Consider the following 14,097-nt stretch of genomic DNA (forward strand, 5'->3'; position numbering starts at 1 on the left):
AGACATGGCTGGCGAATGTTTTCCTTCCTGCACAGTTCGGACCTTCACATCGGCAAGCGGTTCGGCAATCTTCCGGAGGATTTGAGAGGGCGCCTGCGCGAGGCGCGACATGGCGTCATCACCAGGCTTGCCAGTGCGGCGCGCGAGCATGGGGCGGATACCATCCTGCTCGCCGGCGACACGTTCGATACCGAGACGCCGACGCCCGCCGTGCTCCGGCAAGCGCTCGGCGAGATGGCCCGGAACAGGCCGCTGCGCTGGGTCCTGCTTCCGGGCAATCACGATTCACTGCTGGCCGACCAGCTCTGGAGCGCGGCGCGCGGCGTGCTGCCCGACAATGTCATTCTGGCGACGGAAGCGGCGCCGATGATGCTTGCCCCCGAGGTCATCCTCCTGCCGGCGCCCTGCACGACCAGGCGGCCGGGCCGCGACCTGACCGAATGGATGACCGGTGCCGCCACGCCAAACGGCGCTATCCGCATCGGCCTCGCCCATGGGCCGATCCAGGAGTTTTCCGAGGATGCCACGGCCACGAACGTGATTGCGCCGAACCGCGCGACGCTCGCCGGCCTCGACTATATGGCGCTCGGCGATTGGCACGGGCCGGTGACTGTCGATGCCAGAACATATTACAGCGGTGCGCCCGAGCCGGACCGCTTCAAACATGACCGGCCGGGGCAGGCGATGGTCGTTTCCATTGCCGGGCCGGGGGCGATGCCGACGACGACGGCGGTGACGACCGCGAGCTTTTCCTGGCAGACATTGCAGCTGCCGCTGCTGGCGTCGGAGGACGGGGTCGAAGCGCTGAAGGCCGCTTTGCCGGAACCCTTTACGCGGCGGCAAACCCTGCTGCGCGTCGCGCTGTCCGGCCGTGCGCGGTTGAACGGGCGGACGGCGATGATCAGCCTGCTCGAGCAGGTGGCGCCGGAATTTGCGCATCTGGAGATCGATACCGATCTGCTCGGAACCGACTGCGAGAGCGATGATCTCGAGATCATCGACCGAGCCGGCGCGCTGCGCGACGCGGCCGAACTGCTGCTGGCCGAAAGCCTGGACGACGCCCGCTCCGGCGACGACAGAGGCGTGTCGCGCGAAGCGTTGATCCGCCTGTTTTCCTATTGCGAGACGATCGATCGATGAAGCTCACCGCCCTTCGCCTGCACAATGTCAAACGTTTCGCCGGTCGCGGCATCGCCGTCGAAGGCATCACCGACGGCGTCAATGTGTTGAGCGCGGCCAATGAACATGGCAAATCGACCTGTTTCGAGGCGCTGCATGCGCTGTTCTTCCAGCCGCACAGCGGCACGCCGAAAAACGTGCAGATGCTGCGCCCCTATAGCGGCGGCAATCCGATCGTCGAGGCCGATATTTCGATCGAAACCGGCCGTTACCGCCTGACCAAGCAATTTTATAGTGGACGGCGCGCCAGCGTCACCGATCTCGGCAGCGGCCGGATCGTCGCCCAGGCCGACGAGGCCGAGGCTTTCATCGGCGATCTCATTTCCGGCGGAACATCAGGCCCGGCCGGCCTGCTCTGGGTGCGCCAGGGCGTCACCGGCATCGAAAATCGCAGCAAGAGCGAGGAAGAAAACGACAAGCGGGTGCGCGAAAGCCTGCTGTCTTCGGTGCAGGGCGAGGTGGAGGCGCTGACCGGCGGACGGCGCATGACGGCCGTGCTCGAAGCCTGCGAGGAAGAGCTCAATCGCCTGGTCACCACGACGCTCCGGCCAAAGACCGGAGGCCGCTTTGCCGCCGCGCTCGAGGAGCGAGACCGGCTGCAGGCGGAGGAGGCCCGGCTGGCCAAGGAGGTCGAGATGCTGCACGGCGCGCTCGACCGCCGCCGCTCCGTGCAGGCGAGGCTCCGCGAATTGGAAAATACGGACGAGGAGGCCGGCCGGAAGGCGGCGATTGCCAATGCCGAGGCCGTGCTCGAAGCCGCCAAACTGCATGAGAGGGAACTCAAGGCGCTCGATGCCGAAGCCGCTCTAGCCGCCAGCCGTCGCGATGCGGCGCAGCAGGCATACGACCGCTTCCTCACGGCATTGAACCGCAGCGGCGAGCTCGCGCGGCGTTTCGCCCTGGCGCAAAAAGAACTTTCCAATGCAGCCGAGCGGCGCACCGCATCGCTTGTTGAAAGCGAGGCTGCAGCGGCGGAGGTGCAGGCGGCCGAAGAAGAGGAGCGGGTGAACCGCGAATGGCTCGCGCGGCTGGAGGCGGCGCTGCGGTCACGCCACGCCGCCGAGCGTCTGGCCGAGCTTCGCCAGCGTCTCGAACAGGCGGAAGCAGCGCGGCAGCAGATCGAGGACGGGGAGGCGGCGCATGCCTTGCTCGCCATTCCAGCCGATGCGATCGAGCGGCTCGAAGCGCTTGATCTCAAGATCGTCGGCCTGCGCGCGGCCGCCGAGGTCGGCCTTCCCACCCTCCGGATCGATTACCTCAAAGACGTCTCCGGAACGGTGAGCATGGACCGCCAGCCTTTGCCCGGCGGCGAGGATAAAAGCTTTGCCGGCATGGCGAGGCTCGACATAGCGGGCGTCGGCACCCTGACCATCCATTCCAGCCGGCAGGCGGAACAGGACGGAGCGCTGGAGACCGCGCAATCCGCCCGCCAGACACTGCTCGCCAAGCTCGGTGTCGACAGTCTGCTCGCAGCGCGACAGCGCGATATCGCCGCGCGGAGCAAGCACGAGGAGCTGGTGCGGGCACGCCAGCGGCTCGCCGATCTCGCCCCGAAGGGCATCGACGCGCTTCACCTCGACGCCGCGCGCTTTGCCGAACTCAGCGAGGGTCCGGTCGAACTCGACGCCGACCCGGAAGAGGTGCGCACCCGTCTCGCGGATGCGACGCGGCGCATCGAACGGGCGCGGAACCGGGCGCGGGAAGCGTCGATGATGCGCACCGAGGCCGGCGAGGCCATATTGCGCGCGCAGACCGAGCATGCCAGGCTTCACCAGGAACTCGAGGCGATCGAGGCGATCATCGGCCCCGAAGCTGTCCGAAATGATGTGCAGCAGGATCTTGCTGTCGAACTTTCCAGCGCCAAAGAGCAGTTCGATGCGGCCGAACTCCGGGCCGGGCCTTTGCGCCGGACAGGGCGGGACCTCGCAGGCGCGGAGGCCGCCCTTGCCCGGGCGCGCTCGGTCGCCGACGCCGCCGGACGCGAAATTGCCAGGCTGCGCGAAGAGCTTGCCGATCTCGGTGGTCAGATCCGCACCCGCTCGGACAGCGCGGTGGAAGAAAACTGGTCGGAGATCCGCGATTTGCTCGCCGCGGCGCGCGAGCAGGTAAAGCGTTTCGAGACCGAGGTCGCCGTGCTCGATCGCCTGCGCAAGGCGCTGACGGCAACGCGGGCGGCCGCGCGCGACCTCTATCTCAAGCCGGTTATGAACGAACTCGCGCCGCTGGTCGGCCTGCTGTTCGACGACATCTCGATCACCTTCGACGGCGACAGCTTGCTGCCGCAGATTGTCCGCCGCAACGGCCTGGACGAGGATGTCGACCGGCTGAGCGGCGGCATGCGGGAACAGCTCTCGGTGCTGACCCGCCTTGCCTTCGCCCGGCTGCTCACCCGCGACGGCCGGCCGGCCCCCGTCATCCTCGACGATGCCCTGGTCTATTCCGACGACGACCGCATCGAGCGGATGTTCGATGCCCTGCATCGCCAGTCGCGCGATCAGCAGATCCTGGTCTTCTCCTGCCGCCAGCGCGCCTTCGCCAGGCTGGGCGGCAATGTGCTCGCCATGCAGCCATGGCAGCCGGATTGATCGGGATCGATGCTCGGGCAGGGACGACGCGTCGCTCAAGTTAGAGATAGGCGGCAGCCGTCCAGGAAAAGCCGAGGCCAGCGCAGCCTTGATTGGTGACCACCGCGGCCAATGACATGGTCTTGGCCCATCCGTCCAATTGCCGGAGATGACCGAGAGGTCGGCCTTAGCGTTTGCCGATCGATGGACTAAACACCATGAGGCTCAGAATCTCAAAGAGCACCTGTGCTGCGGCGTGCGCTGTGTTGGTCGTTGCGTCATATTGCGGAGCCACTTCGACGACGTCACCACCCACCAGGTTGACCCCTTTCAGCCCGCGTATCAGTTCAAGCACCTCACGTGTGGTCAATCCACCGACCTCGGGCGTGCCCGTGCCGGGAGCAAAGCTCGGATCGAGGCTGTCGACATCGAAGGAAAGATAAGTCGGGCCATCGCCGACGATGGATTTTGCCTTGGCGACGACGGCCGCAATCCCCATTCCGCTGATGTCCTCGGCGTGGATCACGGTCATTCCCGATGCATAGGAGAATTCCCACAAATATTCCGCCGAACCACGGATGCCGATCTGGATTGTCCTTGTCGGATCGAGCACGCCGTCCAGCACCGCATTGCGGAACGGTCCGCCATGATGAAACTTCGTCTGATCGAAGGCGCCGCTTGTGTCGCAATGGGCATCGATATGAATGAGGCCGACCGGTTGCTGCCGACCGATGGCCTTCAAAATCGGGTGGCTGATGGAATGATCGCCCCCGACGGAAAGCGGGGCAACGCCGGCATCGATGATCTGGCCGATGCGTTTTTCGATGTCGTCGTGGCTGAGTTCCAGTCGGTAACGGCTTTGGAACGGGATATCGCCGATGTCGGCGACCCGAAGATCGAAGACCGGCGCCGTGGCGAGGACGTGATTGTACGGGCCGATCCTTTCGATGGCGCGAAGCGCTCTCGGTCCGAAACGCGAGCCTGGACGATTGGTGACGCCAAGATCCATGGGGATGCCGGTGATTGCAACCTGGAGATTGCCGAAGTCCGGATCCTCGGCCGCGACCTGCATGTAAGGCGCGCTGAGGAAGGTCGGAACTCCGGCGTATGGCGCCAGCCGCGTGCCGCTCTTGGAGATGATCTTCTCCGCCACTTTGCGAAATTTCTCGTCGAAAATCTCGCCGCCATTGGCATCTGCAAATTCTGCGCGCAGCTGTTCGAGCCGCGTTTTGTCCCACACCATGCGCTTGCGTCTCCGCTTCAGATCCGTCTCGTCAGACAAAGAGGTTGAGAAAGCAATTGGTATCGTTGTAGCAATCGGTATCAAAGAGAAATCGACATGATCGCTGCAAAACCCAATACCCTCGTTGCCCGCCTCTCTGCCCCGCCCATTCCTTCCGTCGTCGCCTGGAGCCGCGAATACAAAGGAGAAAAAGGGCCGCTCATCGATCTGTCGCAGGCCGTGCCCGGCTATCCCGCACATCCGGAGATGCTTCGGCTTCTCGGCGAGGCGGCCGGACAACAGGCGATGACCGGATACGGGCCGATCGAGGGCGAACCTCTGTTGCGCAAGACCTATGCGGCTCACGTTGCCGAGCTCTACGGCGCCGATGTTTCCGCCGGCAATATCCAGATCACCGCCGGCTGCAATCAGGCGTTCATGTGCGCGGCGATCGCGCTTGCGGGCGCGGGCGATACGGTCGCTCTCACCAATCCCTTTTATTTCAATCACGACACGACGCTGTCGATGCTCGGAATTGGGCGGCATCTGGTCGATTGCGATCCCGCCGGCGGGTTTCTTCCCGATCCGCGTTCGGCCGAAGCGGCACTTGCGGCCGGCGCGAAGGTGCTTGCCGTCGTGACACCCAACAATCCCACCGGGGCGGTGTATCCGCCAAGCCTGCTGCACGAGCTTTTCGTCCTCTGCCGGAAATATGGCGCCTGGCTGATTCTCGATGAAACCTATCGCGATTTCCTTGGCGAGGATGACGGGCGGCCGCACTCTCTGCTGTCCGAGCCGGACTGGGAGGACACGCTCGTTCTTCTCTACAGCTTTTCGAAATCCTTCTGCATTCCCGGTCATCGGCTGGGTGCGATCACGGCCGGACCCAAACTCATCGCCGAGATCGCCAAGGTGATGGACAATATGCAGATCTGCGCACCGCGCTCGGCTCAGATCGCCGTTGCATCGGCGATCCCGGCGCTCGCCGATTGGCGGGCCGGAAATCGGCTGGAGATCGCCCGCAGGGCTCACGCGTTGAGAAAGGTCTTTTCCGGGCTACCGGATTGGGAGATCGGAGCGATCGGCGCCTATTTCGCCTTTGTCCGCCATCCCCACGCAGATCGATCGTCTTCAGAGGTTGCCGAAAAGCTCGCTAGGGAAGCCGGCATTGTTTCTTTGCCCGGCGCCTATTTCGGCGAAGGACAGGAGCGTTACCTCAGACTTGCCTTTGCCAATGCGGATGTCGCCTCGATCGGGCTATTGACCGAGCGCCTTCGCTAGACCGCTGCGATCGACCTCCGCCGGAAGTTGGTGATAGCCACCGCGCCAGTAAAGCAGCGGTCCTATGCCGTGGCGGATTTCGATCGCGCAGACATGTCCGACCAAAATCGCATGGGAACTGTAGTGAAATGCCGTTTCGAGCTTGCAGTCCAGGACCGTCAGGGCATTTTCAAGGGCGGCAGCACCCGTCTTGAGATGATGCCATCCCGCATCGCCGTAGCGCTCCGAGCCCTTTCGCCCGTCAAAACCGGCAAAGGATTGCGCCACCTGCTGCTGGTCGGCGGCGAGCACGTTGACACAGAAGCAGCCGTATCGCTGCAGCGCCGGCCATGAGGAAGACGCCCGGTTGACACTGACGATGACGGAAGGCAGTTCCGCCGACAGCGAGGAGACCGACGTTGCGGTGAAGCCGGTGCGGTCTTGTCCGTCGCCGACCGTAATCACGCTGACGGCACCGGCCAGATGACGCATCGACAGCTTGAAGTCCGCTTCGCTGATCAAAGCCTCGGCACTCATCAGGCTGGCTCCTTCGTTTTGGCGAAGCGATTGACAGGCATTGAAAGACCGAGGTTTTCCCGCAAGGTCTTGCCCTCATATTCCTCGCGGAACAGCCCGCGGCGGCGAAGTTCCGGCAGCACAAGCCGCACGAAGTCGTCGAGACTGGACGGCAAGGTCGGGAACATCAGGATGAAGCCGTCGGCGGCGCGCGTCTCGAACCATTCCTCCATGTAGTCGGCAATCTGGGCCGGCGTGCCCGTCATGCCGTTTCCGGTATGCTTCTCCGCATAGTGCCGGATGAGTTCGCCGACGGTGCGGCCGCTTCTGACGAAATCGACCAGTTCGTCGAACAGGGCGCGCGATCCCTTTGGCGCCGCCGGCAGCCGATCCATGGGGAAGGGCTTGTCGAGAGCCACGTCGCGCAGGTCCGCTTCCAGGAATTCGGAGAGCATCAGCCGGCCGACATCGGGATGCATCTTGTCGATCAGATAATCCACCTTGGCCTTTGCCTCGGCTTCGGTTTCACCGACGTTGATGACGATGCCCGGCATGATTTTCAGGTCGTCCGGATCGCGCCCATAGGCCGGCATACGGCTTTTGACGTTTTCATAGAAAGCGCGGTTTCGATCGATATTCGATGCGAGGCTGAAGACGATTTCGGCGGTGCGTGCCGCCATGTCCATTCCGGGTTCCGAACCGCCCGCCTGGGCGATGACGGGGCGGCCCTGGGGCGTTCGCGCAATGTTGAGCGGACCGCGAACCTGGAAGTGCTTGCCTTTATGATTGAGCGTGTGGTGCTTGTCCTTGTCATAATAGACACCGTTTTCACGGTCGAGAAGCAGTGCGCCCTCCTCGAAGCTGTCCCAGAGACCGAACACGACATCGACAAACTCGTTGCCGCGCTCGTAGCGCAGCGCATGCGGATCGAGCCCCTCGCGATTGAAGTTGTAGCCGGTTTCGTCGTGATCCGACGTAACGACATTCCAGCAGACGCGGCCCTTGCTCAGATGGTCGATCGAGGCAAACAGACGTGCGACATTGAATGGCTCGTAGTAACTCGTCGACACCGTCGCGACCAGACCGAGATCGCTGGTGGTGACGGCAAGTGCCGAAAGCAGCGAGAGGGGTTCGAAACGGTTCATCTTGGTCGGGATGCGGGCAAGCGCATTCGGATCGCCGACGGCGGCGGCGGGAGAATCCGCCATGAACATGAAATCGAACTTGGCCGCTTCGGATCGTTTGGCGACATCGAGCAGATGAGTGAAGTCGTTTGCGCCATGGACGTCGCTTGCCGGATGCAGCCAGGAGGCGGGATGAAAGCCGAAGGTATAGACGAAAGTCCCGAGTTTCATCTTGTCGGTCCGCGCCATTGAGCTCTCCTGTTATGTCGGGTTGCGCCGCCAAGGCATGGCGACTGCGCAAATTATCGCCCGGCGCAAATTTTCATCAATATCGCGCAGCTGAGTTCCGTTTTAGTTTTTCTAAACTATCGGCTTGGGCGCCGACGCCGCGGCCTGCTGACGGGAAATAGCGATGAGCCAGTCGCGGAATTCGCGCCCGTGGGGCTTCTGCAAGGCCGCACGATCCCAGGCGAGAAAATAGCTTTCCCGCAACGCAATGCGCATGTCGACCGGAATGACCAGCGTCTGCGCCTCAAGCTCATCTGATATCATCGACATCTGCGCGAGAACGACGCCGCGCTTGTTGACGGCCGCATCGATTGCGCTGCTCGACAGGGTGAAGGAGAGGCCTGATGTCGACGCATCGAAGGGGACGTTGGCCTTGGCGGCAAACTCCGCCCAGCTGGGGTACGGGGTAAAGTGCCGTTCCCACTCGACATGGAGGAGGGGTTGTTCGAAGAGCTCGCGAGCCACATGCGCACGATCCCGCATCAGCGCCGGTGAGCAGGCCGGCACGACCCAGTCCCGAAACAATTCGGTATAATGTTCGTGCTGCAGGACATCAGACCCGTAGCTCACGCGGAAATCGACATCGTCGAAACCGATCCGGGGTTCCCTGTCGCGGCCGATGATCCGCACCTGCACGTCGGGATGAAGCGCCTGCCAGTCAAAGATGCGCCTGCCGATCCATTTGTTGACGACGGAGGACAGCGCACTGAGCACCAATGCCGTCTCATTGCGGGCCTTTTCCAGCAGTTGCTGGGCGAGCGCGAATTGCTCGAACCCCTTCGATATCTCCTGATGGTAGAGCCGTCCCCAGGCGGTCAGTTCCACGGTTCGTCCGCTGCGCTCCAGGAGCGAAACTCCCAGAAAGCTCTCGATCTTGCGAATCTGCTGGCTGATGGCCCCCGGCGAGACCTTGAGCTCGAGTGCCGCGGCGGTCACGCCGCCGCAGCGACCCACCGCCTCGAAGGCTTGCAGGCTTTTCAGCGGGATCGCCTTGAGGCGCTCTTCGGTCACTTGCACAACCTCTCGTGATTTGCGCCAAACTCAATTTGCCATCGGATGAAACGTCCCCGCGAACTGGAACCGGTCGCCTGGGTGGATAAACTCGACATAGGTCACCGTGCGGCCGTTCTGCCAGGTCTGGCGGATGAAGCTCAGGCACGCCTCGCCCCTTTCCGTCTGCAGGATTCGGGCGGTCGCAGTATCCGCCGAGACGGCACGAATGACATGTTTGGCCTTGGACCAGGGCACTTCCTGAAGCAGCCACTTGCCGGGCGGAGTTGAAGCAAAGCTCTCCTCTCTCGCCCGCGGGACGGCATCGAGCATGATAATCCGCCGCTCGATGGCATTCGGCCTGCCGTCGACGATGTGCAGGCATTGAAGCCTGAGGACTTCTGCATCGGCAGCTTCCGAGAGCTGCTGCGCTTCCGCCTCCCCAAGGCGCTCGATCTTGCGGGCAAGGATTTCGAAGTGGTGTTCGTGCCCTGCCAGTTCCGCTTCGGTGCTGATATCCTGGATATCCATCACCGTGCGGTCGATCTGAGGTGATGCGACGAACGAACCGGTCTTGCGCCTTCTGACGATCATGCCGCGCTCGGCCAGCGCCGACAGCGCCTTGCTGACCGTCATACGCGAGCATTGGTATTGCCTCACGAGTTCGCGCTCGACGGGAATGCAGTCACCCGGCCGCCAAATGCCGCTGATGATCTTCGTCTCGATATCCGTGAAAATACGCTGGTAAATCGACACCAAGCCCACACCTCATCCGGCGTCAACGATCACAGATCCGGAACGGTCATCGCTGCCACCCGGCACAAATTTTGCGTTCCTCGTCTTTTGCATTGACACTCTAGGCCCGCCTATATCTATTTGTATAGTCAAAAGCGGAGCATAGAAATCCGCGCAGAGGAAATCGAAGTCGGGAACCACAACTCCTCCGCCGGGGGAATAAAACTGGAGAGATGATCATGAAGGCAAATCCATTGCTGAAGGGTCTGGTCGGCGCTGCGTTCCTCCTCGGAGCAGCCGTTTGCGCCCATGCAGCCGATACGTTGGCGGCCGTCAAGGCAGCCGGCACCCTCAAGGTAGGCACCGAAACGGCTTTCGCACCGTTCGACTATATCGATGCCGGCGAACATACCGGGTTGAACGTCGACCTCTTTGCCGAGATCGGCAAGGAACTCGGCGTCAAGATCGAGTGGGTGGCGCTTCCTTGGGACGGCGTTTTCCCTGCGCTCGAGGCGGGTAAGTTTGATGTCGTCGCAGGCCCTGCAACGATCACCAAAAAGCGCATGGAGCGCTATCGCTTCACGCCGCCGATCGCCGAAGCGACGATCGCCATTCTGAAGAAGGCCGGCGACACGACGATCAGCAAGCCGGAAGATATTGCCGGCAAGACGATCGGCGTCGGCAAGGCAACCGCCCAGCTCGACCAGTTGAAGGAGTTCTCCGCCACGCTGCCGACCAAGGTCGATGTGCGCGAATATCCGGCCTTCACCGAATCCTACGCCGATCTCGCAGCCGGCCGTATTGCCGGTGTCGCCAATTCGCTGCCGAATATCGCCTTCGTCGCCAGCCAGCGAAAGGGCACGTTCGAAGTCGTCCTGCCGCCATTCGGCAAGAAATCCTATTTCGGCTTCATCGGCCTCAAGGATGCCGATCATGCGGCCCTGATGGATGCGATCGATGCCGCGATGCTCAAGATCAAGGCAGACGGGCGTATGGCGGAGCTGCAAAAGAAGTGGTTCGGCGCGTCTTTCGATACGCCTGATGCCGTCAAGGACCCGGCATTCTGATCGGCCACCGGTGAATTGCACGCGCCCCGGGATTCGCCGGGGCGCAATCTGCCGTGAGATCGGAGTTCACGGCCGCAGCACGCAGGCAAGCATCGTCCATGTCCATCAAACTTTTCGAACTGCTTCTGCAAGCCTCGATCTACACGGTGACGATCAGCGTGGTTTCGATCCTGATCGGCTTTGCGATCGCGATCGTCATTTCCGCCATGCTGCTTTCGCGGCAACGGCTTTTCGCGCTGCCGGCGCAGATCTTCATCAGCTTCTTTCGCGGCGCGCCGCTCTTGGTGCAGCTGTTGCTGATCTATAACCTGCTGCCGGTGATCGGCATCAACGTGCCGAGCATCGTTGCGGCCATCGTCGGCCTTTCCTTGTGTACTGCGGCCTATCAGGCTGAAAATCTGCGCGGCGGTTTTGCCAGCGTTCCCACGGGCCTTGTCGAGTCTGCCGAAATGGTCGGCATGACTCCCGTTCAGATCTTCCGTCGGATCAAGGCCCCGATCGCCCTGCGTCTGACCTTTCCGGCGCTCGTCAACGAAGCGATCCTTATCCTGAAGGCGTCGTCGCTGGTCTCGGTCGTCGGGGTCATCGAGCTGACGCGCATGGCCCAGGACCTTGCCGGCAGCACCTTCCTGCCGATCGAGATCTTTGCTTCCGCTGGCCTGATCTATTTCGTCATCAATTGGATCGTTGCCCTTGCAGGCGGTCTGATCGAACGCTCCCTGCCGGGAGTGCCGCGATGACCTTCGACACCAATGTGATTGTCAACAACTTACCGGACATCGTCAGCGGCGCGTGGCTCACCATCGTCATCTGGCTCGTCACCACGCCGGCGGCTGCCGCGCTCGGTTTCCTTATCGCCGTTGCCAGACGTTTTGGCGGCGTCATCCCGGACAAGGCATTCGGTATTGTCATTGCGGTGCTGCGCGGCACGCCCTTTCTGATTCAGATATTCCTCGTCTACTACGGCGGCCCCTTCGTCGGATTGTCACTCGATCCGATCCCGGCCGGCATCATCGGCCTTTCCATCTACGGCGCGGCTTATTTCAGCGAGATCTTCCGCTCGGGTTTTGCCGCCGTCCCGAAGGGACATATCGAGGCTGGCCTGTGCGTTGGCCTGACACAAGGGCAGATCATCCGGCGCATATTGCTGCCGGAGATGACGATGTTGGTGCTGCCGCCTTCGGTCAACATGACGATCATCCTCATGAAGGAGACGGCGGTGCTGTCCATCATCACCGTGCCGGAATTGACGGCGACGCTCAGCGCCATCGGCTCGCAGCAATATGCCTTCGTCGAGGCGCTCTTCGTGCTTGCGCTATTCTATTGGGCGCTCGTCGAAATCACCGGATGGCTCGGTCATCTCGCCGAAACGAAACTCTCCAGATTCAGGTTTTTCAACATATGAGCGTTCCTGCGATCGCAGTCAAAAATCTCGTCAAGACGTACGGCGCGTCCACCGTGCTGCACGGCATCGACCTCGAAATCGAGCAAGGACAGGTTTCCTGCATCATCGGCCCGTCGGGATCCGGCAAGAGTACGCTGCTGCGCTGCATGGCATTTCTGGAGGAATCGACGAAGGGGACGATTACCGTCAACGGCGAGGTGCTGGGTTTTGCGGAAAACGCCAAGGGCGTCCGGGAGCGCGTGCCGGCGGCTATGAACCGGCAGATCCGATCGCAGATCGGTATGGTGTTTCAGCAGTTCAATCTCTGGCCGCATATGACGGCGCTCGGCAATGTCAGCGAAGCGCTGAAGACGGTTCACAAGATGAGCCGTAGGGATGCGGAGGAGCGGGCAATGGCCCAGCTCGTCAAGGTCGGCCTGGAAAACCGGGCAGGGCACTACCCTTCGCAGCTTTCGGGAGGGCAGCAGCAGCGCGTCGCCATCGCCCGGGCGCTTGCCCTCAACCCGAAAATCATGCTCTTCGACGAGCCGACCTCGTCGCTCGATCCCGAGCTCACCGGCGAGGTGCTCAACGTCATGCGCGATCTCGCCAACGAGGGCATGACGATGGTCGTCGTTTCCCACGAGATCGGATTTGCCGCGACGGTCGGCCAGCAGATCGTCTTTCTTGATCACGGCAAGGTGTTGTTCACCGGCCCGCCGCAGGACGTCTTCAAGCGGCCGAGAAACCCCCGGCTTGAGCAATTTCTGGATACCTACATCGATCGCGGAGCCTCGATGCTGCTGTGACGTTCGTGCCCTTCCGGGATCGGCGGGCAGATCTCGGCGGGGACCGGCAATGGCCGGGGAAGAGAGAGGGACGCGACGCCTAAAATCACGCCCCTGCACCCGCCACCAAGACAAAAATCACCACCAGCAAGCGCCCGAGATTGTTTCCCGGTCTACTCTGCGGCTTCGATGAAGCGGTGGCGTTCATAGAGGAACTTCAACACGGCTTCGCGGCATTTGAGATAGGTCCGGTCGGAGGCGAGTTCGATGCGATGGCGGGGGCGGGGTATCTTGACATCGAGCACTTCGCCGATGCGGGCGGCCGGGCCGTTGGTCATCATCACGATGCGGTCGGACAGCAGCACCGCTTCATCGACATCATGGGTGATCATCACCATCGTATTGCCGAGCCGGGCGTGGATTTCCATCACCGCGTCCTGAAGATGGGCGCGGGTCAGCGCATCGAGCGCGCCGAAGGGCTCGTCGAGCAGCAGGATCTTCGGCTCCATCGACAGCGCCCGGGCAATGCCGACGCGCTGTTTCATGCCGCCGGATATTTCCGAAGGCCGCTTGTCCCTCGCATGCGCCATCTGCACGAGGTCGAGATTGACCATCACCCAGTCGTGCCGCTCGGCCTTGGTCTTTGTTCGGCTGAAGACCTTGGAGACGGCGAGATTGACGTTCTCGTAGACGGTCAGCCAGGGCAGCAGCGAGTGGTTCTGGAAGACGACGGCGCGTTCCGGGCCGGGTTCGTTGACCTCGCGGTTTTCAAGCAGCACGGCGCCGGCGGACACCGGCGTCAGGCCGGCAATCAGGTTGAGCAGGGTCGACTTGCCGCAGCCGGAATGGCCGATGATCGAGACGAATTCACCCTCTGAGATCGTCAGGTTGATGTCCTTCAGCACCTCGGCGCGCACACCGCCCCGATCGAAATGTTTGTCGATATGGTCGAGTTTGAGATAGGCGTTCATAGGTGCGTT

General features: G+C 62.2%; 13 protein-coding genes. 7 read left to right on the top strand and 6 right to left on the bottom strand.

Annotation, left to right across the window (positions count from 1 at the left end; genetic code table 11):
• Positions 1-15: 15 nt before the first annotated feature.
• The gene (locus CO666_RS10845; RefSeq protein ID WP_097612068.1) at positions 16-1,140 is read left to right on the top strand and encodes a metallophosphoesterase family protein; all 1,125 of its coding nucleotides are present in this window, start codon (positions 16-18) and stop codon (positions 1,138-1,140) included.
• On the top strand, positions 1,137-3,764 hold the full coding sequence (locus CO666_RS10850) for an AAA family ATPase (protein ID WP_097612069.1): 2,628 nt from the start codon (positions 1,137-1,139) through the stop codon (positions 3,762-3,764). The genes CO666_RS10845 and CO666_RS10850 overlap by 4 nt, the downstream gene beginning before the upstream one ends.
• Positions 3,765-3,930: 166 nt before the next feature.
• Here the strand turns inward: CO666_RS10850 and speB are convergent, their stop codons facing one another.
• Complete coding sequence (gene speB / locus CO666_RS10855) at positions 3,931-4,986, bottom strand: agmatinase (RefSeq protein WP_097612070.1); 1,056 nt, start codon at positions 4,984-4,986, stop codon at positions 3,931-3,933.
• 96 nt (positions 4,987-5,082) lie between these two features.
• Between speB and CO666_RS10860 the strand changes: the two genes are divergently transcribed.
• A complete protein-coding gene (locus CO666_RS10860; protein ID WP_097612071.1) occupies positions 5,083-6,246 on the top strand; it encodes an aminotransferase in 1,164 nt (387 codons plus the stop codon).
• On the opposite strand, the gene CO666_RS10865 is transcribed toward CO666_RS10860, so the two are convergent.
• The 4 genes from CO666_RS10865 to CO666_RS10880 all read right to left on the bottom strand — a co-directional run bounded on the left by CO666_RS10865 (position 6,223) and on the right by CO666_RS10880 (position 9,902).
• A complete protein-coding gene (locus CO666_RS10865) occupies positions 6,223-6,762 on the bottom strand; it encodes a flavin reductase family protein (RefSeq protein WP_097612072.1) in 540 nt (179 codons plus the stop codon). The genes CO666_RS10860 and CO666_RS10865 overlap by 24 nt on opposite strands.
• Positions 6,762-8,114, bottom strand: coding sequence for an LLM class flavin-dependent oxidoreductase (locus tag CO666_RS10870; protein WP_097612073.1), 1,353 nt, complete (start codon positions 8,112-8,114; stop codon positions 6,762-6,764). The genes CO666_RS10865 and CO666_RS10870 overlap by 1 nt, the downstream gene beginning before the upstream one ends.
• 111 nt (positions 8,115-8,225) lie before the next feature.
• Positions 8,226-9,164 carry a LysR family transcriptional regulator gene (locus tag CO666_RS10875; protein WP_097612074.1) on the bottom strand — a complete coding sequence of 313 codons (939 nt, stop codon included), beginning with the start codon at positions 9,162-9,164 and terminating at the stop codon, positions 8,226-8,228.
• Between the two features lie 30 nt (positions 9,165-9,194).
• Positions 9,195-9,902, bottom strand: a complete 708-nt coding sequence (locus tag CO666_RS10880; RefSeq protein ID WP_097612075.1) for a histidine utilization transcriptional repressor HutC — start codon at positions 9,900-9,902, stop codon at positions 9,195-9,197.
• Positions 9,903-10,117: 215 nt separating this feature from the next.
• Here CO666_RS10880 and CO666_RS10885 point away from each other — a divergent pair, with 215 nt between their 5' ends.
• From CO666_RS10885 to CO666_RS10900, 4 genes are all read left to right on the top strand, one after another.
• The gene (locus CO666_RS10885; protein WP_097612255.1) at positions 10,118-10,945 is read left to right on the top strand and encodes a transporter substrate-binding domain-containing protein; all 828 of its coding nucleotides are present in this window, start codon (positions 10,118-10,120) and stop codon (positions 10,943-10,945) included.
• 98 nt (positions 10,946-11,043) lie between these two features.
• Positions 11,044-11,685: an amino acid ABC transporter permease gene (locus tag CO666_RS10890; protein WP_097612076.1), complete on the top strand. Its 642-nt coding sequence runs from the start codon at positions 11,044-11,046 to the stop codon at positions 11,683-11,685.
• A complete protein-coding gene (locus tag CO666_RS10895; protein WP_097612077.1) occupies positions 11,682-12,350 on the top strand; it encodes an amino acid ABC transporter permease in 669 nt (222 codons plus the stop codon). The genes CO666_RS10890 and CO666_RS10895 overlap by 4 nt, the downstream gene beginning before the upstream one ends.
• Positions 12,347-13,138, top strand: a complete 792-nt coding sequence (locus tag CO666_RS10900; RefSeq protein WP_097612078.1) for an amino acid ABC transporter ATP-binding protein — start codon at positions 12,347-12,349, stop codon at positions 13,136-13,138. Before CO666_RS10895 ends, CO666_RS10900 begins: the two co-directional genes overlap by 4 nt.
• A gap of 152 nt (positions 13,139-13,290) precedes the next feature.
• Here CO666_RS10900 and CO666_RS10905 read toward each other — a convergent pair whose 3' ends face one another.
• Positions 13,291-14,088 (bottom strand): ABC transporter ATP-binding protein, encoded by a 798-nt coding sequence (locus CO666_RS10905; protein WP_097612079.1) that lies wholly within the window; start codon positions 14,086-14,088, stop codon positions 13,291-13,293.
• Between the last annotated feature and the right edge of the window lie 9 nt (positions 14,089-14,097).

This window comes from Rhizobium chutanense (genome assembly GCF_002531935.1).
Taxonomy (GTDB): Bacteria; Pseudomonadota; Alphaproteobacteria; order Rhizobiales; family Rhizobiaceae; genus Rhizobium; species Rhizobium chutanense.

Bases quoted from the DNA above. Each gene is read 5' to 3' on its own strand.
- CO666_RS10860 (WP_097612071.1), top strand. From the start codon at position 5,083: ATGATCGCTGCAAAACCCAATACCCTCGTTGCCCGCCTCTCTGCCCCG.
- CO666_RS10845 (WP_097612068.1), top strand. From the start codon at position 16: ATGTTTTCCTTCCTGCACAGTTCGGACCTTCACATCGGCAAGCGGTTC.
- CO666_RS10870 (WP_097612073.1), bottom strand. From the start codon at position 8,114: ATGGCGCGGACCGACAAGATGAAACTCGGGACTTTCGTCTATACCTTC.
- CO666_RS10850 (WP_097612069.1), top strand. From the start codon at position 1,137: ATGAAGCTCACCGCCCTTCGCCTGCACAATGTCAAACGTTTCGCCGGT.
- CO666_RS10890 (WP_097612076.1), top strand. From the start codon at position 11,044: ATGTCCATCAAACTTTTCGAACTGCTTCTGCAAGCCTCGATCTACACG.
- CO666_RS10905 (WP_097612079.1), bottom strand. From the start codon at position 14,088: ATGAACGCCTATCTCAAACTCGACCATATCGACAAACATTTCGATCGG.
- CO666_RS10885 (WP_097612255.1), top strand. From the start codon at position 10,118: ATGAAGGCAAATCCATTGCTGAAGGGTCTGGTCGGCGCTGCGTTCCTC.
- CO666_RS10865 (WP_097612072.1), bottom strand. From the start codon at position 6,762: ATGAGTGCCGAGGCTTTGATCAGCGAAGCGGACTTCAAGCTGTCGATG.
- speB (WP_097612070.1), bottom strand. From the start codon at position 4,986: ATGGTGTGGGACAAAACGCGGCTCGAACAGCTGCGCGCAGAATTTGCA.
- CO666_RS10895 (WP_097612077.1), top strand. From the start codon at position 11,682: ATGACCTTCGACACCAATGTGATTGTCAACAACTTACCGGACATCGTC.
- CO666_RS10900 (WP_097612078.1), top strand. From the start codon at position 12,347: ATGAGCGTTCCTGCGATCGCAGTCAAAAATCTCGTCAAGACGTACGGC.